The sequence below is a fragment of the Paraburkholderia sp. BL17N1 genome, assembly GCF_003634175.1.
Taxonomy (GTDB): Bacteria; Pseudomonadota; Gammaproteobacteria; order Burkholderiales; family Burkholderiaceae; genus Paraburkholderia.
The window spans coordinates 1,526,304-1,552,744 of sequence record NZ_RBIW01000002.1 but is presented as its reverse complement, the minus strand read 5'-3'; the positions used below and the strand labels follow the sequence as shown (position 1 = coordinate 1,552,744).

Below are 26,441 nucleotides of genomic sequence, written 5' to 3'. Positions count from 1 at the left end.
CGCGCTCACTTCAAGCCGAAGTCGACCCGCGTCGTCGCACCCTTGTCGTTGATGCCCTCGGCGTTCAGTTTCGGCGCGACGATAAACACGCGGCTGCTGTCGATCTTGCCGTCCAGATACTGCTGCACGCTCTGCGCTCTTTGCTGCGCGAGTCGGCGCAGGCTGGCGTCGTCGATCGGGGCATTGGCGGCAAGGGCGCTCTTCATCTCGTCGTCCGGCAAGCTCTTGGTCAGGCCGACAAAATTGCGCGGCTTCTTGAAGTCGGCCGACTTGTAGGCCTTGCTCAGATACTTGTCGTAGTCCTTCGGGTCGACGGTGACGGTCGACAGATCGACGCTCTCGCCGTTGCCCACCACGTCCTTGATCTTCTGCTGCTTGACGAGACGATCGACATAACCAGTGCGCAACGCGGGTTCGTCGACAGCCGGATCGACGCGGCCGATCAGGTCCATACGGATCGACGGTTTGTCGGACAGCGCCTTCACGATCGTGTCGAGTTTCTGGGTGTCGGCGTCCGTGAGTTTCGCCGAACCGGGTTCGAACTCGACGTAGCCCAACTCCTCGCCCTTGCCGCCGAACGCGTTGGCGATCAACGAGAACGGCGCGGTCACCGCCTTCTGTAGCAGATTAAGCACGGCGTGCCAGATCAGGCCGCCAATACTGAACTCAGGATTCGACAGCGAGCCCGACACCGGCAGGTTCACGTCGATTTCGCCGCGCGAATTCTTCAGCAGCGAGATCGCGAGACGCACCGGCAATTTGGTTGCCGTATCGTTATCGACGTGATCGCCGAACGTGAGCTGGTCGATGAAGATATGGTTATTCGCGTCCAGCTGATCGTTCTCCAGCTTGTAATGCAGATCGACGTTCAGCTTGCCCTTCGTGATGGGATAACCGGCATATTTCGCCGAATACGGCGTGAGATTGGTCAGTTCGATATCGTGCGCGACCGCCGTCAGATCGAGCGCCGGCTTCGCAATCAGCGGATTGACGGTGCCGCGAATCGACAGCGGGCCATTGGCCGCCAGTTTTGCGGCGATGTCGACCGGCGCGGGCGTGGTGGATTGCGTGCCAAAGGCGCCGACTGTGCCCTGAATGTTGACCAGGTTCGCCGTGAAATTCGGCTTGATGAAGTTGTCGGTGTACGTCACGCGGCCCTGTTGCAGGACCAGTTGACCGAAGTGCAGTTTGACCGGGCTTGACGGCGGCGTGGCCGCCGTCACCGTGGCAGGTGCAGCCGATGAAGCCGGCGCGGGCGCAGCCGCGACCGCCGATGCTGGTTGCGGCGTCAACGGCACGGGGTCCGCACCGCTCTTGTCGCGCGTCAGCGATTGCGGCGCGCCGCTTTCATGCGCAACGACGTCCTTCAGGTTGAGCTTGCCCTGCGGATCGAGCAGCACGCGTCCATAGAACTTGGTGAACGTGACGCGGCCCGCGTCGACCACGGTGCCATGCTCGTCGTAATCGGCTTTCAGGTTGGACAATGCCAGCGAGCCCCATCCCGCGAACGGGTCGGAGGTCGCCTTGTCGAGCATGCGGACTTCGACGAGCGCCAGGTCGCCGTGATAATTGGCTTTCAACGACTTTGCCTGATTCAACGTCAGGTCGCCGTTCGCATTGAGCAGCGCGCTCGCGATCACCGCATTCAGCTTGCTCCCGAAGTACGGCTCGAAGGCCGCTGCGTCGAGCCGGTTGGCGTTCACCTTGACGGCCACCTTAAGCGGCGTCGCCGTGACGTCGCCCTTTACGCCAAGCGTGCCCTTCTTGTTCAGCGTGGCCTGCAAATCGATCGGCAACGGACGGCTCAGGTCGTCGCTGACGTTCTGCACCTTCAGTTGCAGCGGCGTGATGTTCAGTTTCACCGGCTGCGGCGTGGTGTTGTCGGTGAAATTGGCGGTGGCGTCCTTCAAGGTCAGTTCGCCGATCTTGTAGTGCCACGCGGGGCCTTCCGCCTGCGCCTTCTTGACCGCGTGAATCGCGGTGCGCTGCGGAGCGGCTTCGTGCTGGCCGGCAAGCGCGGCGAGGTTGATCTTGCCGTCTTTCAGACGCTGCGCATCGACCGCGAGGCCGGTCGTGTCGACGCTGGCGATCTCGGCGTTGCGCGCCGCCACATCCACCTGCCTGATCTTCACGCTACCTTGCGCGAGCGAGATCAGCGGGTCCTTGCTTTCGCGCGCCGCGACTTTCAGCGATTGCAGATTCAGTTGCGAATCGGTGACCATCACGGCTACCGGCGACTTCGACCAGTTCGCGCCGACATTGGCGGTGGCGGACAGCGCGCCGTCCGTGATCTGCGCGACGGTTGCGGTGTCGATATACGGTTGCAGCAACGGCAGCTTCAACGACTTCACATCGATCTTCGCGCTCGCCGTCTTCGCGACGAGACCGAACGCGCCGGCCACGCCGAGCGAGCCGCCCGCGTCCTTAAAATCCGTGTTTAACGTGTAGTGCGCGGGCGCGGTGGCAAGCGTCGAAAAATCGGTTAGCGTCACGGCCAGTTTTTGCAGGCCGACGTCGACGGGCCGCGAAGCCGCGTTGTCGTGAACGTTCACCGTGCCGTCATTGAGCACGAAGCGTTTGATCGACAGATCCAGCGGCGGCGCTGTCTTTTCCGCGGCACTGGAACCGGATGCGGCAAGCGGCGCGCTCGCCGCCGGTCGCGCCGCAGCGGTTTCAGACGCGGGGGCGGACGCAGACGCTGGCGCCGGCGCCGGCGCGGGCGCGAACATCTTCTCGACGCTCACCACGCCTTCTTTATCGCGCGCAAGGTTGGCGGTCGGCGCGTCGATACGGATTTCGTCGAAGTGATAGAGGCTCTTCAACGGCTCGAGCGTGGCGGCCGCCACATGCAGCGCGCGCGCCGCGAAGAACGGCGCCTTGCTCTGATCCTGCACGTCCACGTCGTTCATATCGACGGTGCCCGCCACGCGCAGCGAAGGAGCGTCGTTGGAGACCACGAAGTTGAGCTTGAGATCGGTGGACAGCTTGCCGGACTGCACGATCACCGGCAGTTTGGTCGGCACGTATGACATGAGACGCGGCACATCGAGCCCGTCGAAACGCAGCGACGCTTCCGACTCGCGCGACGCGGCAAACGGCTTGGTCCTGCCGTCGATGGCAAGCGGACTGCCGTCAATCCGCGCACGCAATAACGGCTCGACGAAGATATCGGTTTTCGACGGCAGCGTGGCGATGAACGGAATCCCAAGCTTCCATTGATCGATTACATGCGTCGCGCCGAGCAGTTTGTCGTCGAACGTGATCTGGCCATTTTCGAGCCTGATGTTCGACACGGAGAACAACGTGGGTTTGCTATCCGGCTTGGCCGGTTGCTTCGAGAATTTCTCGATCAGGTCGGTGAAATTGAAGCGCTGCGCATCGTAACGAACAATATGAAAGCGCGGCGAATCGAGCTGCACTTCGTCGATGATCGGCGCCGCGCGAAACAGCGAACTCCATGACGGCTGCACGATGAGCCGCGAGATATCGACGAAGTCGCCCGCGCCGCCGCGCTCGCCGATATGCACACGATCGGCTTCGAGCTTGAGCGTGTACGGATTGAGCGCAATGCGCCCGATGGTGGCGGGACGGTCGAGTTGTTTGCTGAGCTGTTGCTCGGCAATGTGGCGGATCAGCGGCGGCGCCGCGAAGAAGCCCAGCAGACCGAACAGTACAACGAAGATCAGCAGACCGGTGATGACACGCCGGGTGCGGCGTGACTGCGCGACATCGCGCATGGTCTGCATGGACGAGGCTAATGATGCTTTATTGAGGCTTGCCATGCTCGGTCTTGGGTAGTGCGGCGGCAAGCCCGCCGCGAAAACGAAAATCCCGCAAGCGGCAGTATAAGTCGTGAATCTTTCGTGGGATATAAATGTAAGGCGTGGCTTACACAATACTCCGCGCAATAGCGTCGCAGGTCCGCCGAGCTGATGCGGCGGACCTGCGACGTTCGATGCGTCAAGCGCTCGTTACTGAAGCGCGGCTGTCACGGTGTGGACACGGAAGCATCACTGGCGCACGACGGCGGGCGGTTGCCAACTGCCGTCGGTGGCTTGCGGCTTGGGCGCGTACAGACGCAGCACCAGTTGCAGATCGGCACGCGGCGCCGGCAGCCAATTGCCGCTCCGGCTCCGCGTGGACGACACCGTCACGTCGAGCGAGCCGTCGCGATTGCGGCGTGCGCCATTGCGATCGCCGACCGCGAGACGCGCCGGCGCGCTTTCGCCGAGCGCGCCGTCCTTCGTGTAGGCCGTGATCGACCAGAAGCCGCGCACCGGCGGCAACTGATTCGGCGCGAAGTGGATCACGTAGCGGTTTGCGCCGTTGAGCGCGCGACCGTCGCTGTCCTGCGTAACGACCGCGCGAACTTCGTCGTCTTTCGTGCCGATGCCCGGTTGCGCATAAGCGGCATAGGCGCGCATTGCGTAGTCGGGGCCGTAGTTGCCCACGGCGTCGCCGAACCAGTTCCAGCCGTTGCCGCTCAGCAAATTGGACGGTGGCGTGACGACGCGTTCGTGACCGTCGGCGAGACCGGCCGCGATGGCTTCCGGCGCCTTCGGGAGTTTGACCGGCTCGCCGGGCGTCACACCGAGGTCCGAGAGGAACTTGAGCGCGTGCGGATCCGCTGGAGTCGGCGGATTGTCAGGCAAGGCCTGCGCGAGTCGCGTGAAGAAGCCGTTGGCGTCGAGCGCCGCGACCTGCGCGGCCGGCGTGCCGGCAGCGCCCGCGGCGGCGTCGGCTGCATTGCTGCGCGGCGGCGTGATCGACGCGGACCGGCTGTCGCCCGCGTAGACGCTCAGCGGCGCGACGCGAATGGCGCGCTGCAGCTTCCGAACCGCCGTCAGGTCGCGCGTGCCGTTCGACTGGATACGCACACTCACCCACGCGTTGCGAGTCGGCACGTCGACGCGCTTCACACCTTTGGGCAAATCCCCTTGCCAACCCGGACCGACAAAGGCGATCGCCTGCGCCTTGATGCCGGCCGCGCGCGTGTCGAACTGCGAACTGGTCGACCACACCACGTTGGTCCACATGTCGAGCACGCGGGCGTCGACATAGCGGCCGTGCGAATCGGGCAGCGAAACGATCACCGGTTCGCTGCCCACGTCCAGCCAGCCGGTCGAATCGAATGTATCGAGACTTGGCTGCATTGGATTGGACGCGCCGATCGGCGGCAATGCCTGGGCGTGGCGCAGCGTATTGAGGGGCGCCTGGCCTGGATTGGTGCCGACCGCCGCATCGCGCGCGACGCCCATCAACACCAGCGGATAGCCGAATACGTACGAGTCGGCCACTTCGTCCTTGATCCAGCCCGTGGATTTTTGTGTCGCGGTGGGGGTCGACGCGCAACCGGCCAGAAATGCGAGGCCCGCGAACGATGCGCAGGTCCAGTGAATCGAAAACGATGCTCGGCGATTTTTTATCATTCGTTCAGGTGGCGGAACGTGTGGTCCTAAAGGAGACGCCGGCGTGCAACGAACCCTGTGTGCGCGGCCTCCCAAAGCCCAACGCAGACAGTCCGCGGTTCGCGATGCCGACAACATCGGGTTGTATCGTATCCTTGCCCGGCAGGCAAGCGCAAAGGCAGGATTAGCGCCGGTTCGCGCGCAAGCCGCCTTTTTGCGGTACGGTTGACGTTTTTTGTCACGTCGCCCCGGCGTCCCGCGTCTCGGGCGGCTTTTCGTCATTGCTCTTTCGCCCCCTCGTATCCGGAGCGCTTCATGTACATGCCCGCCCATTTCGAAGAGAACCGCCCGGAGGTTCTCCATCGGCTGATCGCCGAGCAGCCATTCGGCGCGCTGATCACCAACGGGCCGAACGGGCTCGATGCGAACCATGTGCCGTTCGAGTTCGAAGTCCCGTCGACGGCCGGTGAAACGCACGGCATCCTGCGCGCTCACGTCGCCCGCGCGAACCCGGTGTGGCAGGAAGCCGCCGCGAATCCGGAAGCACTCGTGATCTTCCAGGGTCCGGCCGCTTATATCTCGCCTAACTGGTATCCGAGCAAGCACGAAGCGCATCGGCAGGTGCCGACTTACAACTATATGGTGGTGCATGCCCACGGCCGCATCGCCGTGCGCGACGACGAGTCGTTCGTGCGCGGCCTGGTTGCACGTCTGACGCGCAAGATGGAAGCTGGCGAACCGGTGCCATGGAAAATGGGCGACGCGCCCGCTGACTTCATCTCGCAGATGCTCGGCGCGATCGTCGGTATCGAGATCGAGGTGACACGGCTGGTCGGCAAGTGGAAGCTCGGCCAGAACAAGGCGGCCGACGACCGCCGCGGCGCGGCCGAAACCCTGCTGGCACGCGCAAGCGACGAACAGAAGGCCATCGGCCAAGCCATGCTGAACGCGCCGCCGGCCTTCTGAGCGAGCGTTCCGGCGATGCGCGCGCGGCCTTGAAACGCGTCCCGCAATTCGTCCTTGACCTTCCCATCATGGGAAGGTCAATACTGGGTTCATGATGCGGCCGATGCCGCCACGAGCCTTGCCTACCATGACCGAACTTGCCAACTCGCAGCGCCCCGCGGACGCTGCCGCCTCTTCCGCCCGGATCGCCGAACTCGACATCGGCGGAATGACTTGCGCCTCGTGCGCGCTGCGCGTCGAGAAAGCGCTCAACAAAGTGCCGGGCGTCGCGCGGGCATCGGTGAATCTCGCCACGGAGCGAGCGCGCGTCGAGAGCGACGCCGCCGTCGATCCCGAGACGCTCGCCAACGCCGTGCGCAAGGCGGGCTACGACGCCACGCTGCCAGCCGCCACGGACACGCCTCCGCTCGTTGCCGACGCGCAGCAATCCACGCAATTGGCGATCGGCGGGATGACCTGCGCCTCGTGCGCGATGCGCGTCGAAAAAGCGCTGGCGAAAGTGCCGGGCGTGCTGGGCGCGTCGGTGAATCTGGCCACCGAAACCGCAACCGTGAGTCTGGATGGCGCGGCCGCCGCGCCGGACGCGCTGATCGCCGCCGTCAAGAAAGCGGGCTACGAAGCGAGCCTGATCGTGCCGCCGGATGCATCGGCCGCGACCGACCACGCCGACCACGTTGCGCCCGCCGACCGCAAGCGCGACCAGACCCGCCGCGAACTGGCCGCGGTGCTCGCCTCCGCGGTGCTGACGCTGCCACTCGTCGCGCCGATGCTCGGCGAATGGTTCGGCCTGCATGCGATGCTCTCGCCATGGCTGCAACTCGCGCTCGCCTCGATTGTGCAGTTCGTGTTCGGCGCACGCTTCTATCGCGCGGCCTATCGCGCCGTGCGGGCCGGCGCGGGCAACATGGACTTGCTGGTGGCGCTCGGCACGTCGGCGGCGTATGGCATCAGTGTCTACGAACTGGCGACTCATCCGGGCGACATGAATCATCTGTATTTCGAGGCGTCGGCGGTCGTGATCACGCTGGTGCGTTTCGGCAAGTGGCTCGAAGCGCGCGCCAAGCGCCAGACCACGGACGCTATCCGCGCCCTCAACGCGCTGCGTCCCGACCGTGCGCGCATTCGCGTCGGCGCAGACGAACGCGACGTGCCGCTCGCGCAAGTGGGGGTCGGCACGGTGGTGCTCGTGCGCCCCGGGGAACGCGTGCCAGTCGACGGCGCGGTGCTCGAAGGCCGCACGCATATCGACGAATCGCTGATCACCGGCGAAAGCCTGCCGGTGCCGAAGCAGGTGGCCGACGCGGTCACCGCCGGCTCGATCAACGGCGAAGGCGCGATTGCCGTGACGACCACCGCGATCGGCGCGGAAACCACGCTCGCGCGGATCATCCGCCTCGTGGAAAGTGCGCAGGCCGAGAAAGCGCCGATCCAGCGCCTCGTCGACCGCGTCAGCGAGATCTTCGTGCCGGCGATTCTGGCGATTGCCGCGCTCACGCTGGTGGGCTGGTTGATCGCAGGCGCCGGCGGCGAAACCGCGATTCTGAACGCCGTCGCCGTGCTGGTGATCGCGTGCCCATGCGCGCTCGGCCTGGCCACGCCGGCGGCGATCATGGCCGGCACCGGCGTCGCGGCGCGGCACGGCGTGTTGATCAAGGACGCCGAAGCGCTGGAAACCGCGCATCGCGTGACGATCGTCGCGTTCGATAAAACCGGCACGTTGACGCTCGGCCAGCCGTCGGTGACGGCGTTCGAGCCGATCGGCGGCATCGGCCGCGATGAAGCGCTGGCGCTTGCGGCGGCGGTGCAGCGCCATAGCGATCACCCGTTGGCGCGCGCGGTGTTGAAGGCGCATGAAGTCGCGGCGGCGCACAGCGGCGATGCGACGGCGGCTGACGCCGGCGGTGTGGTGGCAGCGAGAACTCGCGGTGCGGCGGCAGCGAGCGCCGGCGGTGCGCTGGCAACGGACATCGGCGTCGCGGCGGCGTCTGGCCAAATCCCGCCGCAGCATGCGAGCGCCGCGCGCGCGGTTGCAGGCCGTGGCGTCGAAGCGGACGTCGACGGCCGCACACTGGCGCTTGGCAGCACGCGCTGGCTCAATGAACTCGGCATCGACCTGCCGCCGGAACTCGCCGCTCGCGCTCACGAACTCGAAGGCGCAGGCAACACGGTTTCCTGGCTCATGCAGCGCGATCCGCAAGCGCCCGCGGCACTCGCCCTGATTGCTTTCGGCGACACCGTCAAACCGACCGCACGCGCCGCCGTCGAACGGCTCGCGGAAATGGGCATCAAGAGCGTGCTGCTCACCGGCGACAATCGCGGCAGCGCGGCAAGCGTGGCAAGGGCGCTCGGCATCGACGAATTCCACGCGGAGGTTCTGCCCGACGACAAGGCCCGCGTGATCCGCGACCTGAAAATCCGCAGCGCCGGCATCGTGGCGATGGCGGGCGACGGCATCAACGACGCGCCCGCGCTCGCCGCCGCCGACATCGGCAGCGCGATGGCGACGGGCACCGACGTCGCCATGCACGCGGCCGGCATTACGCTGATGCGCGGCGATCCGGCGCTCGTGGCCGACGCCATCGACATCTCGCGCAAGACGTGGCGCAAAATCCAGCAGAACCTGTTCTGGGCGTTCGTTTATAACCTGATCGGAATTCCGCTGGCCGCTTTCGGTTGGTTGAACCCGATGCTCGCCGGCGCGGCGATGGCGTTTTCGAGCGTGAGCGTCGTGACCAACGCTCTGCTGCTACGCACCTGGCGCGGCGCGCAGAATCGCTCGGCGAGCTGAGCGAACGCGCAGAGCGATGCCATGCGGGCGGCCGCGCCGATTTCGGGCGTCGTCACGGCGCTCTGTGGCTGTGCGCCTGACGCAGCGCGCAAGTCGTTCGACGCACTGAGCGGACGCAGACAGAAATACCCGGCACACGGCGGGGCCAATTTGCAGCGCCGCCACCAACGCGCTATTGCGGTGAGCCGCGCATCGAAGCGCTCCGCCGACAGCATGGCCAATTACTAAGTGCTTTCAAATCCCTAAAGAAAGCGGACGTCGCAGCCGTAAACAAGCCATCGATGCCGGGCATGCCTACGCATGGCTCGCGCGGCGCCTGTTCTCCTTTACTCGAAAGACGTCCATGGAATTTCTCTCTTTGCGCCGCGCCAGCGTCGGCGCGCGGCTCGCCATTCTTTCGTGCATGCTGGTGGCGTTGATTTTCGCCGCGTTCACGTGGGCGCTGACCCGCACCGCCGGCCAGCAGATCAGCGATCAGGTGCTCGAACGCATCGCCGATAAGGACCGCTCGATCGCCGCGATGATCAAGCTGTTCGACAAAGCCTTGTCGAACGAGGTCGATCGCTCGATGTCGCTGTTCGCGAGTTTCCTGCCCGCCGGCTACACGCTCGACGAAACCCAGAAGGTCGACATCGGCGGCGTCGCCACGCCGACCATCAAGGCGGGCGACAAAGTCCTGAACATGGATTTTTCGATCCCCGATCTGTTTCTCGAACGCAGCGGCGCGGTGGCCACGATCTTCGCGCGCAGCGGCGATGATTTCGTGCGCGTCACCACGTCGTTGAAGAAACAGGACGGCTCGCGCGCGATCGGCACGCTGCTCGACCGCAAGGCGCCGGCCTACGCGCTGCTGCTGGCAAACAAGCCCTATACGGGACTCGCCGCGCTCTTTGGCAAACGTTTGATCACGCAATACCGGCCGATCACGGACGCAAGCGGCCGCGTGATCGGCGCGCTGTTCGTCGGCGTGAACGTGGACAAGGAAATCCAGTCGGTGCAGGACGGCATTCGCAACCTGAAGATCGGCGACAGCGGTTATTACTTCGTGGTCAACGCGTCGAACGGCGCGGATCGCGGCAAGCTGATCGTGCATCCGGCCGCTGCGGGCCAAAACGCCGACAACGCGAATGCGCCGTATCAGCAAATGCTCGACATGAAGGAAGGCCAGCTCGAATACAGCTCCGCCGATGCCACCCTCGGCGAACGCGGCTCGCACGACAAGTTCGTGTCGTTCGTCACCGTGCCAGAATGGCAATGGCTGGTGGGCGGCGTCGCGCCGCGCGACGAAGTGATGGCCAACGTCATCACCACGCGCAACGAATTCCTGCTGCTCGGCTTCGTGCTGGTCGGCGTGTTCGCGGCCGTATTCCTGTTCGCCGTGCGACGCCTCGTGAGCCGCCCTCTCGACGAAGCCGCCAAGGCGTCCGAACGTTTCGCCTCGGGCGATCTGAGCGTGCGCGTCGCAAAAGGCGCGAACGCGCGCGCCGATGAAATCGGCCGCCTGATGCAGTCGATCGACGGCATCGGCGAAGGTCTCGCGCGGATCGTTTCGCAAGTGCGCAATGCATCGACGGATATGTCGCAGGGGACCGAAAAGATCGCCACCGGCAGCGGCAATATCGCTGCGCGGATCGCCACTCAGGCGAGCAGCCTCGAAGAAACGGCGGCCAGCATGGAAGAGATCACTTCGACCGTGCAGCAGAACGCCGACCACGCCGCGCAAGCCAACACGCTCGTCACGCGCGCCGCCGATGCCGCGCTCGAAGGCGGCCGCGCGGTCGAACGCGTGGTGTCGACGATGGGCGAGATCAGCCGTTCGTCGCAGAAGATCGCCGAGATCACCACCGTGATCGAGGGCATCGCGTTCCAGACCAATATCCTCGCGCTGAACGCAGCGGTGGAAGCCGCGCGTGCCGGCGAACATGGCAAGGGTTTCGCGGTGGTGGCTTCGGAAGTGCGCGCGCTGGCGCAGCGCAGCGCAGCTGCGGTGAAGGAGATCGAAAGTCTGATCGCAACGTCCACGGCAACCGTGCAAAGCGGTTTCCAGATCGCCGAAGAAGCCAGCTCGACAATGCAGGGCATTGTTCAACAGGTCGGCCAGGTGCGGGCAATCATGGGCGAAATCAGCGTCGCCTCACGCGAGCAATCGGGCGGCATCGAGCAGGTGAATCTCGCCGTCACGCAAATCGGCGAAGCCACGCAGCAGAACGCGACGATAGTCGGCGAGGCCGAACTCGCTGCAGCCGAGTTGCGCGATCAGGCCGCGCGTCTCGCGCAAGTGGTCAGCGTGTTCAAACTGGGAAGCGGGCGCGATTGAGGCAGGGTTGTCACGGCGCCGTGCTGCCTGATGCAGCGCGCACCGCCTGCCGTTGCAAGAGTGGAAATTCCTCGCTTCGTCAGAACTCCACATCCAGTTCGTCGATCTCCTCCACTTCCTGTTGCGCGTCGGCGATCCACTCCTGCATCTCGGGCAGTGCCATGATCCGCTGCCCGTACTCGACGATCTCCGGATCGAGTTTGACGTCGTAGGTCACGAAACGTGTCACGACAGGCGCGTACATCGCGTCCGCCGCAGTGCGCTCGCCGAACAGAAACGGGCCGCCGTACTGCTTCAGACAATCGCCCCAGATCGTCACGATGCGGTCGATATCCGACTGAGCCCGCGCCCACACCTTGAAGCCCGGAAAGTGCGCTTTGAGATTCATCGGCAGAGCCGAACGCAGCGAGCCGAACCCTGAGTGCATTTCGCCGCAAATCGAGCGGCAATGCGCGCGGGCGCGAATATCTTCGGGCAGCAGTTTCGCGCCCGGTTTCAGTTCATTCAGATATTCCGCGATCGCCAGCGTGTCCCAGACCTTGATGCCGTCATGAACGAGGCACGGCACCAGGATCGACGGCGAAAGCAGCAGGAGTTCGGCGCGTGCCGCAGGGTCGTCGATCGGCATCACGATCTCTTCAAAAGGCAAACCGCTAAACTTGGTCAGCAGCCAGCCGCGTAAGGACCACGACGAATAATTCTTGCTGCTGATGGTGAGCGTGGTATCCGCCATACGATTCTCCTCCAGATGAGGCGCTCGATCGGCGCCCGACGCCATGCGTGCACGTTGCCGTGCGCGCGCGCACCAAAGCGCGGCAAATTCGGCCCGTTCTCCCGACCGGCGCAAATGCTATGCCAACGTGAACGCACGGCTGCACGAGTGCGTATGCATGCATGGCACATGACTTGCCTTTATTTGGGCTCCTTCCTCTTCAGCATTCGTGCGAAGGTTATGAACCTGTTCGCATATCCCACATACCAGGCTTTCGCCGACATGATGCTGCCGATGCGGCACGGCGCGGCGCTGGTGAATCATTCGCTCGACGCCTGGCCTGCGTTCGGCGAGACCTCGCATGGACGTTCGATCCGCGCGGCCTGCGAGTTGTTGACGCTGGCCGGACTCACGCCCGTGCGGCCGCCGTTCGAGATCGACAGCGTGATATCGGAAGGCAAATCCGTGGCGGTCGTCGAGGAAATCGCGGCGCACACGCCATTCTGTTCGCTGCTGCATTTCCGCAAGGCAACGCCGCCGTCGGCGCCGCAACCGCGCGTGCTGGTGATCGCGCCGATGTCCGGCCACTTCGCGACGCTGCTGCGCGGCACCGTGCGCACGATGCTGGCCGAACACGACGTCTACATCACCGACTGGCACAACCCGCGCGACGTGCCGCTAAGCCAAGGCCGCTTCGGCTTCGACGAATTCGTGCAGCACGTGATCGATTTCACGGAAACGATCGGGCCCGGCGCGCATCTGCTCGCCGTTTGCCAGCCGACGGTCGCCGCGCTGGCCGCGGTCGCGCTCATGGCCGCCGACGATCATCCCGCGCAACCGGCGAGCATGACGCTGATGGCCGGTCCGCTCGATACGCGTATCAACCCAACGCGCGTCAACGAACTCGCCAAAAGCAAACCGCTGGAGTGGTTCGAACAGAAGCTGATCAGCGCGGTGCCATTCGGTTTTGCGGGCGCGCACCGGCGCGTGTATCCGGGCTTCATGCAGTTGACCGCGTTTATGGCGATGAACCTCAACCGGCATCTCGACTCGTTCGAGACGATGTATTACGAGCGCGCCAAAGGCGATCCGGCAAAGGCCGACACGATCCGCACGTTCTATGAAGAATACTTCGCGACGATGGATCTCACGGCCGACTTTTATCTGGAAACCGTCGATACGGTTTTTCAGCGGCATGCACTGCCGTTGCATGCGCTTGAAGTGAAAGGGCGTCTCGTCGAACCATCGAAGATTCGCCGCACCGCGTTGCTTACCGTGGAAGGCGAGAAGGACGATATTTGCGCCGTCGGTCAAACGCTGGCTGCGCAGGACATGTGCGACAAGTTGCGGCCGTATTTGAAGACGCATCACGTGCAGACCGGCGTGGGACATTACGGCGTGTTCAACGGACACCGCTGGGAGCGGCACATTTATCCGCGCGTGCGCGCCGTGATCTACGACAACGAACCGCGCGCCGTGCTGGTGAGTTCGCGCGCGCGCACGATCCAGCCGGTGCCGGCCGCGACGGCGGCAGAAGTCACTCCAGCGGCGCCGGCGGCAACGGCGGTGGTCGATGTGGAAGTGGATGCGACGACGACGAACGCTGCGAACGGAACTAGCGCCACGTCAAGTGCGAGTCCGGCGGCGGCCATCAAGCCGCAAGCGTCACGCACTCCGCGCAGGCGGCCGCCGGCGGCGCAATGAGTTGCTGTTCGGACGCGCGCGGCGGCGGCCCGCTTGCTTGCGTAGTACCCGCTATTCAAGCGCGCAGCCGCCTTCTACATTCGCTAAGCCGCAACGCTCTTCCACGGCGTCACGGTCGGCACGTCGCACGGCCCTTCGACTTCGATCGATTTGAAATCGGCCGGCGAGACGATTTCGATGTACTCCATATCTTCCGAGTAGTCGAACAGATAGTGGACGATGCCAGGCGCCTGATGCACGCAATCGCCGGCGGCGACGAGCGTCTCCTTGTCGCCGTACATGAAGCGCGCCCAGCCCTTCAGCATGATCACAATGTGGAAATCGGCCTCATGACGGTGCCAGCCGGTGCCTTGCTCTGGTGCGTGGTTCGCCTTGACGAGTTGCGCGAGCACCTTGCCGCCGGTCGCCTGCGCGATGCCTAAATCACGGTAGAGAAAAAAGTCGCGTAAGCCCTGATCCTCATAGGACGTGTCTTGCGGACGGACATGACTGAATTGCGTGGCGAATTCGGTGGACATGATCGCGCTCCTCGCGAGTGAGCCGGCAGTTGAAAACGACGCGTTGGAGCGTCGGTTGCAAGCATCAAGCGCGCCAGTGCGCGGGCGCTGCATTTTGCTTTTGCGCGTTTTCGGAGGCGATGCCATGAATGTCGCGCCATCTGGCGTGGCGCGACGTGGTTTTGAGCGCTGTGCTGTCTATGCCGTCGGGCGGAACATCTGGAACATGTCGCCGATTTCCGCGTAGTCGGCGCGATAGCCGGCACGCATGATCGGCTGCGCGGCGTGGGTGTCGAACAGGCCGTCTTTCAGATACGCCTCGTTGATATGCACGCCGACCACTTGCCCGAGCGACAGATAGTTGTCCATCGGCTTACCGTCGAGCGTATGCAGCCGCACCACTTGCAGCAGCTTGCATTCGAGCGCAGCCGGCGATTCCGCGACGTGCGGCACGGCCACGTTGCGGCCCGGCGCGGGCGTGAGGCCCGCGAGTTCGAATTCGTCGACGTGCGGCGCAACGGGCGCCGACGAGCGGTTCATCTGCTCGGCGAGCGGTTTGGTGGCCAGATTCCAGACGAATTCGCCGGTGGCTTCGATGTTGGTGACGCTGTCTTTATGGCCTTCGCTGGAGAAACCGATGATCGCCGGAAAGCTGGCGAACGCGCCGAAGAAACTATAGGGCGCGAGGTTCAAGGTGCCCGCGATGTCGCGCGAAGAAATCCAGCCGATCAGACGCGGCGCGACGATGGCTTTGAACGGATCGTGCGGGAGGCCATGGCCGGTGGCGGGATCGTAGAAGTAGTGGGGCATGGAAATTGGGCCTTGCGGATGGGGCGAGACGGCAGTTATACCGCAGAGCGGCGCAGGCTGCTGGGCGGGTCTTAAGTGCGAGGCATCTCGTAACGCCTCGCTCTTAAGACTCGCCCTTTCGCGTCAATCAACCTCGGCTAATCACACGCTTGCGCCCTTGCTTCACCTGCTCCAGATGCGCATCGTCCCAGTCATGGAAACCCGCGCCGCTGCGCACGCCGACACGCCCTGCTTCGACGTGCTCATGCAACAGGTCGAGCACGTCTTCGTCCTTGGCCAGTTCCGGCATCAGATGGGAAGCGATGTCGAGGAAGGTGTCGAGGCCGCCCATGTCCGCGCCTTCGAGCGGTCCGACGATCCCCCAGCGGCGACCCAGCGACGCCTTCATCACGCGATCGATCACGTCCGGCGTCGCCGCGCCCGAGCGCACGATATGCAACGCCTCGCGCAGCACCGCGAACTGCAACCGGTTGCCGACGAAACCCGGAATCGCCTTCGCCAGTACAACGGGCTCCATGCCGATCGCACTCATCAACGCAGCCGTCTGCTGCGTCACTTCGGGCGCGGTTGCCGTTCCCGGCACGACTTCGACGAGCGGAATCATGTGCGGCGGATTCCAGAAGTGCGCGATCACGAAACGGTCTTTCGCCTGCAACGGAGCGGCGAGTTGATCGGGATGAAAACCGCTGGTGTTGCTCGCGAGAATCGCGTCGCCGGCCAGCAACTGGGTCAGCGCCGCATACAGGCGATGCTTCAGTTCGAGGACTTCGGGAATCGCTTCAATCACGAATTGCGCCGATGCCATCACGTCGAGTGCGGCATGCGTTTCGATACGCGCCAGCGCCGCCTGTTTGGCCGCCGGGTCGATGCGGCCGGCGTCGATCAACTCGTCGAGCACCGCCTCCGCCTTCGGCGCGACGCTCGCGAGCCGTGTCGGATCGACGTCGTGAACGACCGTCCTGTGGCCATGCAACGCGCTTTGCGTCGCAATGCCGACCCCCATCAACCCCGTACCCACTACGCCGATCACTGCGTTGTCCAAGCCGCTCTCCTGGTGCCGTCGATAAAGCGTTCAAGCATAGCGCAGCAAGCCGATTCGTAAGTCCGAACGTGACAAAGCCGGTCTTCCGCGAGGAAAGACCGGCTTTGCGGACTTCAGGCCGACGCCGCGTCGTGCGGCGCCGTCACGCGCGAATTAGTAGCGCGGGGGCGGACGATGGTCGTCGCGGTGATGCGGATCGTAGTCGTGCGGATGATGGCGCATCCAGTCGTCGTGCGCCCAATAGCGATGGCCGTCATAGTAACGATCGCCGTGCCAGCCGATATTGATCGACACGCCCACCGGCATCATGTGCGGGTGACCGTAGACCGCCGGTCCCGGGCCGTTTTCGACAACCACTCGTTCTTGAGCAAATGCGCTGCCGGCCGCGAGCAATGCGCCGCCTGCCAGCAAGGTTGCGATGATTGAACGCGATGTCTTGTTCAAGGTTTTCATAGTGACCTCCCATCAAAGTTTTGTATCAAGCCAGCGTCCGTGCTCGGATCGACCTGGACCTGCATTTTCAGGTTTGCACCAGACGCCGTACGCTTGAGACCAACTTTAGCGGCGCAAACCTCATGAAGACGTGAGCACTTGTAAGCGCACATTTCATAGAAAGGGACCGATGCCCAAAGCGCATTTTGCCCGTCCCGCCCGGTGTACAAAGCCATGCGCTATGACTGGGCCACGCGGGTCCGGCGGCCATCTTTTCAGGCGCCGTTACATTCATTTCGGCCAGGAAATATTCGGAGACAAGCCCTGAAGGGCGAAAGCGAGCCTGAAAAACAAAAAGCCACGGTACGCGTTTCGCGAACTGTGGCTCCAACACTGATGCAATGCGCACCCGAAGTGCGCGCCCGTACGCGGTTGCTCCGCGCTAGGGCCGGTACCGCTTTGCTCTTAGTCGCTCAGCTTGACGCCGAACAACGTACCTTGTGCTTTACGGACGCGTTGTGCTTCGCGGCTACGCGCTTCGTACGAGTAGTCCGAATCCAGCGGCAGATGGGGCGACGCAAAGAGGTCGCTGACCTTTTGGAACAATGCAAAAATGAAGCTCATGGCGACTCCCGGTTAGTTACTGCATTTGCTAGGGTTTTCCCTTAAGAAGAAGTATAGGGTTTTCCCTAGGCAAAAGCTAGTGCAATGCAGCAATTTTTCGATGTGGTGGGTTGTCGCAGGGTATTTTTCACATGTTGCGTTGCATCATGACAACGTCCCTGTTTTTGATTTCCAGGGTCGAAAGGGGCTGGGGTGCTGCAGTGGGTTCAACGCCGGCTCTTTTACTGGGCACCAACGTTGGACTCGCCGCGGCCTTGCGCGGGGTGATCGTGGCCGCGTCAATGGCGCCTGGCGCTGACTGTCCGGACTTGTCAGCGTCGCGCTTTCCACGGACACGATTAGCCCTCGCAGCGTCCGCGCCGAATTGTCTTGCGACTTCACGCAGCGATCGTTGCTGAAAAATCGGGCTGCGGGCGCCGGACAGCACCCAGCGATAGAAAAGTCGATCACCGCGACCGGCTTGTCGCCGGCGCGGCGCTTACTGAGTGTCAGTGCGGGCTAACCGCTTTCTGCTTGTGTCCATGCTGCGCTCGCCTTGCGCGCCTCGCATGCGTCGGCGTGGCGGCGGCTTGCTGGGGCGCCGTGAGCGTTGCCGCAGCCACATCGGAAGCGGCATTGGTGGCGGCAGCGGTCGCCATCGCCACGTGCTTGTCGAGCAAACTGGCCATGGCTGCCTGCTGGTTCTGCATCATCTGCTCGATGCGCTGCTGCTGGGCGCTCGTCTCACGCGTGAGGCGCATCAGCAGCACGGTTTGCGTGATGCCGATCGCGACCGTCACCAGCAACGCACCGACCACGATCGACAGCATCCATTTCATGCGCCGCGAATGATCGGTCGCGGCGTGGCGCTGATCGGCGATCACGCCATAAAGGGCGTCGACGGTATCGGCAAATGCGGTTGCCCGCGCGCGATCGAGTTCCGGCGCGGCGCGCAGCGCAGCCGCGGCCGCTTCGGCACGCCGGGCTTCCCGCCAAGGCGTGGCGAACGCCGCGTTAGCCTGTGCGGACGCCGAGGAATCCATCGACGTCTCCGACGCCGTGCTGTCCGGCGCGGCGATCGCAGCTTCCGTCGGCGCCCTATGCTGGTTCGGCACCGCGCCCGGCTTCAACCCCTCAGCAGCAGCGTCCGGCTGTGCCGACCCAGGTTCGTCCGCTGTGCCCGTCACGTTGGCCGCGACCGCGGCTTGTTCTTGTGAAACAGATGCCGATGCCGAAGCTGCACCAGAAGCCGAAGCCGCCTTGCCAAAAGTCGCCGCGAACCGTTGCGTCGCCTTGACACCGCCATCGGTCGACGCCGCCGTCACACCAGCCATCGCATCCGGCTCGGCCGCGTGGCGCAGCGCGGTCACGCTGCGCGCCACGGTCGCTGCCGCCATCGCCGGGGTAAGCGGCGCCGATGCGTCGCGCGCTGGTGTCGTCGAGTTGTCCTCTGCAGACGCGGCCGTGTCCGCTGCCGGCTTCGCATCGCCCAAAGCCAGTTCGCCGGCGGGAGAAGCCGCCACCACCAAAGGCTCGATTTCGAGCCCGCTTAACAGCGCGTTGACCGGCACCGGTTGGTCGTCGTCGGGCTTAGCAGCGCGTGGCGCGCGGCGCGTAGCCCGTGCGTCCACCAACGCGTTGTCGCCGCCATCGATCGCGCCGACTGCGGCCAACACCACATCAGGTAATTCGAAGCCATGCAGCGTGCCTTGCCGGATATCGATATTCATCGCTTCCAGCGTCGCGCGGGTGGGATCGTCAGGGAACAGGTCGAGCGTGCTGTCGTCGCGGGAGGCGTCGCTCAGTTGCGCGAGGCGTTGTGCCGAGCGCGCGGCGCGCGCCAGCTTGTTTTCAGTTTCGGTCGGGACGGTGGCCTGGCGGCGCTTCTTCGAAGCGACGCGCTGAGGCCGGGACTGCGTGGATGCTACGGAATCTGCCATAGAGAAAAAAGCGGTCGTCGCCGGAAAGCGGGCGCCGAGCACCGCTCGTCAATGCCGTTGGAATTTTTCGAGAGCGCATTGTCGCATGGCCGCCCGCGCCCGCCGAAGCCATTCGGCGATGATTTTCCGTTTCAGGAAGTCACGTCGTCCTGCCGGAACTGCTTGACGCCATGCAAGTGCCGCAAGCGCGCGGCGGCCACCATCAGGCGTGCGATGAGTTCGAGATTCCCGAGCAATGCTCTCCCTCCTCAGCGGTAATTATCTGAAGTAGTCTCCGCATCGGTGACGCAGTGCCAGTGCGAGCCGTTTGCTTTATGCTAAGCCGCACATCGCCAGGCATGTCGCGCGGGCCGGTCGCACGACCGGTCGCCATCCTGATTTTGCGGCTGTCCGTTTGCAAAACAGGTAGCATCCAGGCTCGCTGGCAGGTTCGCCGGGAACCGCGCCGCGCTGAAGCTCAGGCCACGGGAGCAACAAATACGTCCGCCGCCGCTTCGCTTCAAAATACCCTGTTCGCCCCATTTTGACTATGCAGAGCATGAACCCACCCGCCGCTTCCACCCTCGCACTCGCCGCCAATCTGCGCGATCACTTCACAGGCGTGGTGCTGCCGATCTGGCGCGGCCCGGGTTTCAATACCGCACTGAAGCTGCCCTACGAAGCCGTCAGCGCCGAAGGTCATCAGCCGCTGCCCACCGAGCGCTATCGGGCCATGGCCTGCGCGCGGCAGTTGTTCGTGTTCTCGCAAGCAGGCGACGCAGCCCATGCGCAGGTGCTGTTCGACGCGTTGACGCATACCTTTCAGGACACGCGCGACGGTGGATGGTTCTACAGCGTCGATGCGCAAGGCGCACCGCTCGACACCGCCAAGGACCTGTACACGCACGCGTTCGTGGTGTTTGCCTGCGCAGAGTATGCGCGGCGCTCCGGCAATCGCGACGCGCTGGAAATCGTGCATCGCACGTCCGCGCTGATCCAGTCGAACTTCGCCGCCGAGGACGATCTGTTCAACGCCGCGCTGAACGCGGATTTCTCCAGCGTGACGGGCACGCCGATCCAGAACCCTTTGATGCACCTGACCGAAGCCTGGCTAGCCGCTCGCGAAGCCACGCACGACAACGCTTTCGACGCCGCGCTGCGGCGCCTCGCCGGCGCGGTCGCGCAGCGCTTCGTGCATGCGCCGACGGGCTGCATCGCCGAATTGCCGATCGGCACGGACGACAACCGTCTGGAACCGGGGCACCAGTTCGAATGGTTCTGGCTGGTGAAACAGGCGGGCGCCGTGTTCGAAGGCTCGGGTCTCGCCGAAGCCATGCCGCGCGCATTCAGCTTCGCGCAACAATATGGCGTGGATCGGGAAACCGGCGGCGTGTACGCCTCGCTCGACGAAACCGGCCGGATCAAAGACGCGACCCAGCGGATCTGGGCCCAAACCGAATATCTGCGCGCGCTGGCGAGCCATGGCGAACCGGCGGCGCGCGCCGCGCTGCCCCGGCAAATCGAACTGTTCCAGCAACGGTTCCTGCGTCCGCAGGGCTGGTTCGAATGCAAAACGCCGGCAGGTGAAGTGGCGCGCACCGATATGCCGTCGACCACGCCCTATCACCTCGCTACCGCCTATGAGGCGCTGCCGGCGTGAATGCCGCCGGCCAGGCCACACGACGGTCGAGCATCAGAGACTCTGCTAGCCATTCGTCAGGCCATGGCAAAGAAACCTGCTGAACCTTGGTATCGACCACCGCCTGTGGACGAAATCTGCCCGCTCTGCGGGCGGCCGATCCCGGCGAGCCAGCGCGACTTGCATCACTGGGTGCCGAAAACAAAAGGCGGCAAGGAAGTCGCCGCCCTACACCGCATTTGCCACCGTCAGCTCCACGCGCTGTTCACGGAAGCCGAACTGGCGCAGCGCTATTCGACGGTCGAGGCGCTCCTCGGCGACGAGGCGATACGCACCTTCGTGCGCTGGGTTCGCAGCAAGCCGAATGATTTCTACGAGCGCACGCGCCGCAGTGGGCGCAAAAACTGAGCGTCGAACGGACCGATCGAAGCCGGCTGAGCGCCGGCCGCGATCTCGCGACGGGACGCGGGCACGAAGGCCGACCGCCCGGTCGATCAGTACTCTTCGCGCTGCCAGGGGCTCCAGTCGCTGTCGGCTGATTTAAAACGCATATAAGTTGCGCTGTGGCCGGTGGGGGTGTCCGACGTGTCGCCGTGCGGCTTCTGATCGGTGACGTGGAGGGCGAAAGCCTGGCGGTCTTCGGTATCAACCGTGATACGGCCGACCGGGTCCAAGATGCCTTCCTGAGGTGATTTAGACTCCAATATCGCCAGATAGGGGGTCAAACGACTCCAGAACGAGGTAAGTTCTTCTTGCAAATAATGTGTCAATGTTTTTCCTGGAAGAGTAATACGAGCAGTTTACCCTACCTGCGGGAACAGCCTTCCAACTGCTTTCCAGGCCTCAAAAAGACCGGGGCGGGGGAATACCCGAATACTGGTTGGTTGGCGTCCGTCATTAAGACGTGATACAACTCCTACTTCGCGCTCGATCTCGTGTTGAGAAATAGCGGTCGCGAATGCAACACACAACATTTACTGGATTAAAAATGGCAACAGGTACTGTGAAGTGGTTTAACGATGCAAAGGGCTTTGGCTTCATCACGCCGGACGACGGCGGCGAAGACCTGTTCGCGCACTTTTCGGAAGTTCAAGGCAGCGGCTTCAAGTCCCTGCAGGAAAACCAAAAGGTGACGTTTGAAGTTAAGCAAGGCCCGAAGGGCAAGCAAGCTGCGAACATCCAGCCGGCCTAAGTACCGTCAGGTACGTTGAGGCACCCTTAGGCGCTTGCGTCTAATGCAAAATGGCCCGCTTCGGCGGGCCATTTTCTTCGTCTGACGATTTCCTTTTAAGCCCGTTCGCGGTCTAGATCGCGCGCATACCGGCTAACGAAAAATCGGCCGATTGCCCTTGCGCTTCGTTGATTTGTTGCATCCGCAACACAGTTTCAGAAATTTCGAAGACGGAAACAGCCTGTTTCAATTGCTGAGTCTGCTGATGCAGCGAAGCCGCCGCCGCTGCAGCCTCTTCGACGAGCGCCGCGTTCTGCTGCGTCATCTCATCCATCTGCACGACCGCCTGATTCACCTGCTCGATGCCGGTGCTCTGCTCGAGCGACGACGCGCTGATCTCCGCCATCATCTGCGTGACGCGCGAAATCGAGGCGGACACGTTGCTCATCGCCGCGCCCGCGTGCTCGACCAGCGTCGAACCGCCCTGAATCTCGGCGACCGATTCGCTGATCAGCGTTTTGATTTCCTTCGCCGATTGCGCGCTGCGCTGCGCGAGGCCGCGCACTTCGCCCGCCACCACGGCGAAGCCGCGCCCTTGCTCGCCCGCGCGCGCCGCTTCGACGGCCGCATTCAGGGCGAGGATGTTGGTCTGGAAGGCAATGCCGTCGATCACCGAAATGATCTCGGCGATCTTGTCTGAGCTCTGCGCAATGCCGCGCATCTTGTCGACCACCTCGTTGACCACTTCGCTGCCGCGCGAGGTCGCCTCCAGCGCGGTCTCGGCGAGCGCGTTGGCCTCACGCGCGTGCTCGGCGTTCTGGCGCACGGTAGCCGTCAGTTCCTCCATGCTCGATGCGGTTTCTTCAAGCGACGCCGCCTGGTTTTCGGTGCGCGCCGACAGATCGGCGTTGCCGGTCGCGATTTCGTCGGCGCCGAGGTGGATGGAGTCCGCGGATTCGCGCACGGTCTGCACCGTGCGCGCCACGCTCGCCTGCATTTTCGCGAGGCCCGAGAACAGCCGGCCGATTTCATTGGTGCCGCGTGCGGCGATCGGTTGGTCGAGACGGCCGTGTGCGATCCGGTCGAAGTGACGGCCCGCTTCTTCCAACGGCGCCACCACGCCGCGCCGCAGCGCCGCGTACACGGCGAACGTGCCGGCTACCAGCGCCAGCAGGATCACGATGCTGACGGCACGGAAGGTCGCCATGCGCGTGTCGATCGAATCGAGCGATGCGCGGCTTGCCGTGTTGCCGAACTGCACGAAGTTATGCAACTCGCCGAGGTACGCGTCCTGGAACGATTGCGTCGGCTGATCGAGGAAGGCCTGGATGTTGTTCGAGTCGAGAAACTGCACCAGCTCTGCGAGCGCGTCGTGCAGCTTTTTGTAGCGCTCGGCGAGCGCGGCGGCACGGGCGCCGTTTTCATCGCCGGTCTTCGGCGCGCTCATGAAGGCCGCGAACGACTGGTCGGCGGCCGTCAACTGTTCACGGGCGTGCTGCACGATATCAGCCGGCTCGGAGCCGCCGCGCACCATGCGCGTTCCGGCGCGCGAAAGGTTGATGCGCGCGTCCATCAAATGCTGGGTCGTTTCGTTGACCGCGTCCACCTGCTTCAGAGCAATGTTCGACAGATCGCCCACGTCGTCATGCGTACGCGTGAGCGACCAGAATCCCAAACCTATCGTGACAAGCTGGAAAACGCAAAACGCGGCCAGAACACACAACAGGCCGGATGCGACCTTGATCTTGCTGAACATCGTGAATACCTGAAGACAAAGAATGACGGGAGCTACATCAGGGTTAACGGCATAAGCGCGCCGCGCTTGAGGCCAATTCCATCAAAGATCGCCTTACGCCCCCTTTTCATCGGTCAACGTCAGCATTGCAATCAATTCGCGCAACAATGCGCCGCACGAATTGCCGATTCACCTTGACGCGGTGCATGCGCGCTTCCTAGAGTGGGTAGGGACTGCACGACGCAGGCCAGTGCAGATTGCCACCGCGGGCCACGCCCGAAGGAATCACAATGACCGACCTCCTCGACCGGGCGCGCGGCGCACTGCATGCCCAGCCGTTCAGCATGCTGTTAGGCGCCGAGTTGATGCAGACAAGCACCAGCGAACTCACGCTGAGCCTGCCGATCCGCGACGAGTTGCGGCAGCAGCACGGCTTCGTGCATGGCGGCGTCATCAGCTATCTCGCCGACAACGCGCTGACCTTCGCGGGCGCGCTGCTGCTCGGGCCGAAGGTCGTGACCGGGGAATACAAGATCAATTACCTGCGGCCGGCCATCAACGGCACGCTGATCGCGCGCGCGAAGGTCGTCTACGCGGGCCAGCATCAGGCGACCTGCCAATGCAACGTGTATGTGATGGAAGGCAACCGCGAAAAGCTGATTGCCGTCGCACAAGGCACGGTCAACCGGATCAGCGAGAACGGCGAACACGAACACGCGGGCTGACGTCACGGCACCTGGATGAACCACCTTTAGCGCCGCCTTCGGGGTGCTTGTCCATGCGTTGTCATTTAGCTAATATGCGAAACGTTATCGACTGATGGCTCCGTTCCACACGCACCGCTTCATGACAGACGAACTTACCCGCATCAACGCGCTCGCCAACGCAAGCCGCCTCGCCGTCATGCGCTGGCTGAAAGAGCCGACGCGGCATTTCCCGTATCAGGACCACGCCGATATCGAAACGGTCGGCGTGTGCTGCACGTTCATCACGGACAAGCTCGGTATTGCGCCTGCCACCACCACGCGTCACATGCGCATTCTCGCCGATGCGGGACTCGTGCGTGCGCAGCGCATCGGCAAGTTCACGTACTACAAGCGCATCGACGCCGAGTTGCAGAAGCTCGGCCGCGACCTCGCCAATCTCTAGGCGCGTGGCCTTCTTGAGGCTGCCGCGCCATCACGTTATCGATACTTGAAGGCCTCCTATGAACGAACTCGCTCTGATTGCCGACGCCGACCGACGCGCGCACGCTTACCTCGCCGGTATCGGCAAGCGCCGGGTGTTTCCCGACGCAACCGCGCTCGCGCAACTCGCCGCCTTCGACGAAGCCTTCCCGCAGCACGGCCACGCGCCCGCCGACGTGCTGCGTCTGCTCGACGAAAGTGGTTCGCCCGGCACGGTCGCGTCGAACGATCCGCGCTATTACGGCTTCGTGATCGGCGCGGTGCTGCCGGCCGCGGCGGCGGCCGAGCGTCTGATGGGCGCGTGGGATCAATGCGCGTCGACTTTCGACAACTCGCCCGTCGCGGCCACGTTGGAGAAAATCGCGGCGCGCTGGGTGCTCGACGCGCTGGATCTGCCGCGCGAATCCGCGATCGGCTTCGGCACCAGCGCGACGGCGTGCACGCTCGTTTGCATCGCGGCGGCGCGGCGCGCGCTGCTTGCGCGCAAGCGCTGGGATTTCGACAACGATGGCCTGGACGGCGCGCCGCCGGTGCGCGTCGTGATCTCCGAAATGGCGCACATCACCGTCAAGAAGGCGTTGCGCGTGCTCGGCTTCGGCATGAAGCGCGTGATCAGCGCGCCCGTGGACGAGCACGGCCGCATCGATCCCGCGCAGCTACCGCCGCTCGACGACATGACGATCTTCTGCGTGCAAGCGGGCGAGGTGAACACCGGAGAGTTCGATCCGTTCGCGGCAGTGATTCCGCGCGCCAAAGCCGCCGGCGCCTGGGTACATGTGGATGGCGCGTTCGGTCTGTGGGCGCGGGCATCGTCGAAACGGGCGCTGACCGATGGCATCGACGGCGCCGACAGTTGGACCACCGACGGCCACAAGTGGCTCAACACGCCCTACGACGGCGCCATGGCGATCTGCCGCGACGCGCAGGCACTTTCATCGGCGATGAACAGCGACGCGGTCTACCTGACCGGCGCGCACGACGCGCAGAAGAACGTGAACCTGGAGTTCTCGCGCCGTGCGCGTGGCATTCCGATCTGGGCGGCGCTGCGCTCGCTCGGACGCAGCGGCGTGCAGGAGATGGTGGACCGGCATTGCGCGCAGGCTGCGCGGATCGCCGAAGGTTTGCGTGGTGCCGGCTTCGAGGTGCTGAACCGCGTGGTGCTGAACCAGGTGCTGGTGCGTGCGAAGACCGACGCGCAGACGGTCGCGATTCGCGAAGCGGCGCAGGCGTCGGGCGAAACGTGGTTCGGTCAGACTGTCTGGCAAGGCCGGCCGGCGTTTCGCATCAGCGTGTCGTCGTGGCGCACTGAGGATACACACGTCGATCAGTTGGTGGCGCTGCTCGCAAGACTGCTGGCCGAACACGGCGATTGAGCAGCGTGCCGAAAACGAGTGCGGCGATGGTTAGGCCGCGCCGCACGCGCGACTGCGAATAGAGAGAGACGCGCGTAAGCGGCAGCGGCGCACACAAAAAAGCGGCTCCTGCTTGCTGGTGCAGGAACCGCTTTTCTT

Annotated in this window: 21 protein-coding genes; 10 read left to right on the top strand and 11 right to left on the bottom strand. The window is 63.9% G+C overall.

The window, feature by feature from the left end; all coding sequences use genetic code 11:
• Window positions 1-5: 5 nt before the first annotated feature.
• Together B0G82_RS26905 and B0G82_RS26900 are read right to left on the bottom strand one after the other, a co-directional pair.
• Complete coding sequence (locus B0G82_RS26905) at window positions 6-3,782, bottom strand: DUF748 domain-containing protein (RefSeq protein WP_121309613.1); 3,777 nt, start codon at window positions 3,780-3,782, stop codon at window positions 6-8.
• 228 nt (window positions 3,783-4,010) lie between these two features.
• Window positions 4,011-5,429, bottom strand: coding sequence for a DUF1254 domain-containing protein (locus B0G82_RS26900; RefSeq protein WP_121309612.1), 1,419 nt, complete (start codon window positions 5,427-5,429; stop codon window positions 4,011-4,013).
• Window positions 5,430-5,723: 294 nt separating this feature from the next.
• On the opposite strand from B0G82_RS26900, the gene B0G82_RS26895 reads away from it, so the two are divergent.
• From B0G82_RS26895 to B0G82_RS26880, 3 genes are all read left to right on the top strand, one after another.
• A complete protein-coding gene (locus tag B0G82_RS26895) occupies window positions 5,724-6,374 on the top strand; it encodes an FMN-binding negative transcriptional regulator (RefSeq protein WP_121309611.1) in 651 nt (216 codons plus the stop codon).
• A gap of 127 nt (window positions 6,375-6,501) precedes the next feature.
• Window positions 6,502-9,162, top strand: a complete 2,661-nt coding sequence (locus tag B0G82_RS26890) for a heavy metal translocating P-type ATPase (RefSeq protein WP_121309610.1) — start codon at window positions 6,502-6,504, stop codon at window positions 9,160-9,162.
• A 343-nt stretch (window positions 9,163-9,505) separates the two neighbouring features.
• Window positions 9,506-11,479, top strand: coding sequence for a methyl-accepting chemotaxis protein (locus B0G82_RS26880; RefSeq protein WP_116146941.1), 1,974 nt, complete (start codon window positions 9,506-9,508; stop codon window positions 11,477-11,479).
• Window positions 11,480-11,558: 79 nt separating this feature from the next.
• On the opposite strand, the gene B0G82_RS26875 is transcribed toward B0G82_RS26880, so the two are convergent.
• The gene (locus tag B0G82_RS26875; protein ID WP_116146939.1) at window positions 11,559-12,212 is read right to left on the bottom strand and encodes a glutathione S-transferase family protein; all 654 of its coding nucleotides are present in this window, start codon (window positions 12,210-12,212) and stop codon (window positions 11,559-11,561) included.
• 219 nt (window positions 12,213-12,431) lie between these two features.
• Between B0G82_RS26875 and phaZ the strand changes: the two genes are divergently transcribed.
• Window positions 12,432-13,895: a polyhydroxyalkanoate depolymerase gene (phaZ, locus tag B0G82_RS26870; RefSeq protein ID WP_116146937.1), complete on the top strand. Its 1,464-nt coding sequence runs from the start codon at window positions 12,432-12,434 to the stop codon at window positions 13,893-13,895.
• A gap of 83 nt (window positions 13,896-13,978) precedes the next feature.
• On the opposite strand, the gene B0G82_RS26865 is transcribed toward phaZ, so the two are convergent.
• The 6 genes from B0G82_RS26865 to B0G82_RS26845 all read right to left on the bottom strand — a co-directional run bounded on the left by B0G82_RS26865 (window position 13,979) and on the right by B0G82_RS26845 (window position 19,219).
• Window positions 13,979-14,413 (bottom strand): cupin domain-containing protein, encoded by a 435-nt coding sequence (locus B0G82_RS26865; RefSeq protein WP_106281694.1) that lies wholly within the window; start codon window positions 14,411-14,413, stop codon window positions 13,979-13,981.
• 177 nt (window positions 14,414-14,590) lie between these two features.
• Window positions 14,591-15,202 carry a flavin reductase family protein gene (locus B0G82_RS26860; RefSeq protein ID WP_121309609.1) on the bottom strand — a complete coding sequence of 204 codons (612 nt, stop codon included), beginning with the start codon at window positions 15,200-15,202 and terminating at the stop codon, window positions 14,591-14,593.
• A 127-nt stretch (window positions 15,203-15,329) separates the two neighbouring features.
• The gene (locus tag B0G82_RS26855) at window positions 15,330-16,244 is read right to left on the bottom strand and encodes a 3-hydroxyacyl-CoA dehydrogenase family protein (RefSeq protein WP_116146933.1); all 915 of its coding nucleotides are present in this window, start codon (window positions 16,242-16,244) and stop codon (window positions 15,330-15,332) included.
• 153 nt (window positions 16,245-16,397) lie between these two features.
• Complete coding sequence (locus B0G82_RS26850; protein ID WP_116146931.1) at window positions 16,398-16,697, bottom strand: hypothetical protein; 300 nt, start codon at window positions 16,695-16,697, stop codon at window positions 16,398-16,400.
• A gap of 444 nt (window positions 16,698-17,141) precedes the next feature.
• Window positions 17,142-17,300 carry a hypothetical protein gene (locus B0G82_RS40180; RefSeq protein WP_166678917.1) on the bottom strand — a complete coding sequence of 53 codons (159 nt, stop codon included), beginning with the start codon at window positions 17,298-17,300 and terminating at the stop codon, window positions 17,142-17,144.
• A 488-nt stretch (window positions 17,301-17,788) separates the two neighbouring features.
• The gene (locus tag B0G82_RS26845) at window positions 17,789-19,219 is read right to left on the bottom strand and encodes a hypothetical protein (protein ID WP_121309608.1); all 1,431 of its coding nucleotides are present in this window, start codon (window positions 19,217-19,219) and stop codon (window positions 17,789-17,791) included.
• Window positions 19,220-19,748: 529 nt separating this feature from the next.
• On the opposite strand from B0G82_RS26845, the gene B0G82_RS26840 reads away from it, so the two are divergent.
• Window positions 19,749-20,858, top strand: a complete 1,110-nt coding sequence (locus tag B0G82_RS26840; RefSeq protein WP_121309607.1) for an AGE family epimerase/isomerase — start codon at window positions 19,749-19,751, stop codon at window positions 20,856-20,858.
• 105 nt (window positions 20,859-20,963) lie between these two features.
• On the top strand, window positions 20,964-21,245 hold the full coding sequence (locus B0G82_RS26835; protein WP_241974847.1) for an HNH endonuclease signature motif containing protein: 282 nt from the start codon (window positions 20,964-20,966) through the stop codon (window positions 21,243-21,245).
• A gap of 86 nt (window positions 21,246-21,331) precedes the next feature.
• Here the strand turns inward: B0G82_RS26835 and B0G82_RS26830 are convergent, their stop codons facing one another.
• Window positions 21,332-21,607 (bottom strand): hypothetical protein, encoded by a 276-nt coding sequence (locus B0G82_RS26830; RefSeq protein WP_116146923.1) that lies wholly within the window; start codon window positions 21,605-21,607, stop codon window positions 21,332-21,334.
• Between the two features lie 218 nt (window positions 21,608-21,825).
• On the opposite strand from B0G82_RS26830, the gene B0G82_RS26825 reads away from it, so the two are divergent.
• The gene (locus B0G82_RS26825; protein WP_007178724.1) at window positions 21,826-22,029 is read left to right on the top strand and encodes a cold-shock protein; all 204 of its coding nucleotides are present in this window, start codon (window positions 21,826-21,828) and stop codon (window positions 22,027-22,029) included.
• Window positions 22,030-22,141: 112 nt separating this feature from the next.
• Here B0G82_RS26825 and B0G82_RS26820 read toward each other — a convergent pair whose 3' ends face one another.
• Complete coding sequence (locus B0G82_RS26820) at window positions 22,142-23,764, bottom strand: methyl-accepting chemotaxis protein (protein WP_121309605.1); 1,623 nt, start codon at window positions 23,762-23,764, stop codon at window positions 22,142-22,144.
• A 269-nt stretch (window positions 23,765-24,033) separates the two neighbouring features.
• Here B0G82_RS26820 and B0G82_RS26815 point away from each other — a divergent pair, with 269 nt between their 5' ends.
• The 3 genes from B0G82_RS26815 to B0G82_RS26805 all read left to right on the top strand — a co-directional run bounded on the left by B0G82_RS26815 (window position 24,034) and on the right by B0G82_RS26805 (window position 26,303).
• The gene (locus tag B0G82_RS26815; protein WP_012428699.1) at window positions 24,034-24,468 is read left to right on the top strand and encodes a PaaI family thioesterase; all 435 of its coding nucleotides are present in this window, start codon (window positions 24,034-24,036) and stop codon (window positions 24,466-24,468) included.
• A 121-nt stretch (window positions 24,469-24,589) separates the two neighbouring features.
• A complete protein-coding gene (locus B0G82_RS26810) occupies window positions 24,590-24,892 on the top strand; it encodes a helix-turn-helix transcriptional regulator (protein WP_106281679.1) in 303 nt (100 codons plus the stop codon).
• A gap of 58 nt (window positions 24,893-24,950) precedes the next feature.
• Entirely contained in the window at window positions 24,951-26,303 is a 1,353-nt protein-coding gene (locus tag B0G82_RS26805; RefSeq protein WP_121309604.1) for a pyridoxal-dependent decarboxylase, read from the top strand.
• Window positions 26,304-26,441 lie beyond the last annotated feature (138 nt).

Coding starts and splice junctions, on each gene's coding strand:
- B0G82_RS26865 (WP_106281694.1), bottom strand. CDS start 14,413: ATGTCCACCGAATTCGCCACGCAATTCAGTCATGTCCGTCCGCAAGAC.
- B0G82_RS26895 (WP_121309611.1), top strand. CDS start 5,724: ATGTACATGCCCGCCCATTTCGAAGAGAACCGCCCGGAGGTTCTCCAT.
- B0G82_RS26815 (WP_012428699.1), top strand. CDS start 24,034: ATGACCGACCTCCTCGACCGGGCGCGCGGCGCACTGCATGCCCAGCCG.
- B0G82_RS26825 (WP_007178724.1), top strand. CDS start 21,826: ATGGCAACAGGTACTGTGAAGTGGTTTAACGATGCAAAGGGCTTTGGC.
- B0G82_RS26840 (WP_121309607.1), top strand. CDS start 19,749: ATGCAGAGCATGAACCCACCCGCCGCTTCCACCCTCGCACTCGCCGCC.
- B0G82_RS26900 (WP_121309612.1), bottom strand. CDS start 5,429: ATGATAAAAAATCGCCGAGCATCGTTTTCGATTCACTGGACCTGCGCA.
- B0G82_RS26875 (WP_116146939.1), bottom strand. CDS start 12,212: ATGGCGGATACCACGCTCACCATCAGCAGCAAGAATTATTCGTCGTGG.
- B0G82_RS26845 (WP_121309608.1), bottom strand. CDS start 19,219: ATGGCAGATTCCGTAGCATCCACGCAGTCCCGGCCTCAGCGCGTCGCT.
- phaZ (WP_116146937.1), top strand. CDS start 12,432: ATGAACCTGTTCGCATATCCCACATACCAGGCTTTCGCCGACATGATG.
- B0G82_RS26880 (WP_116146941.1), top strand. CDS start 9,506: ATGGAATTTCTCTCTTTGCGCCGCGCCAGCGTCGGCGCGCGGCTCGCC.
- B0G82_RS26850 (WP_116146931.1), bottom strand. CDS start 16,697: ATGAAAACCTTGAACAAGACATCGCGTTCAATCATCGCAACCTTGCTG.
- B0G82_RS40180 (WP_166678917.1), bottom strand. CDS start 17,300: ATGAGCTTCATTTTTGCATTGTTCCAAAAGGTCAGCGACCTCTTTGCG.
- B0G82_RS26810 (WP_106281679.1), top strand. CDS start 24,590: ATGACAGACGAACTTACCCGCATCAACGCGCTCGCCAACGCAAGCCGC.
- B0G82_RS26860 (WP_121309609.1), bottom strand. CDS start 15,202: ATGCCCCACTACTTCTACGATCCCGCCACCGGCCATGGCCTCCCGCAC.
- B0G82_RS26820 (WP_121309605.1), bottom strand. CDS start 23,764: ATGTTCAGCAAGATCAAGGTCGCATCCGGCCTGTTGTGTGTTCTGGCC.
- B0G82_RS26890 (WP_121309610.1), top strand. CDS start 6,502: ATGACCGAACTTGCCAACTCGCAGCGCCCCGCGGACGCTGCCGCCTCT.
- B0G82_RS26805 (WP_121309604.1), top strand. CDS start 24,951: ATGAACGAACTCGCTCTGATTGCCGACGCCGACCGACGCGCGCACGCT.
- B0G82_RS26905 (WP_121309613.1), bottom strand. CDS start 3,782: ATGGCAAGCCTCAATAAAGCATCATTAGCCTCGTCCATGCAGACCATG.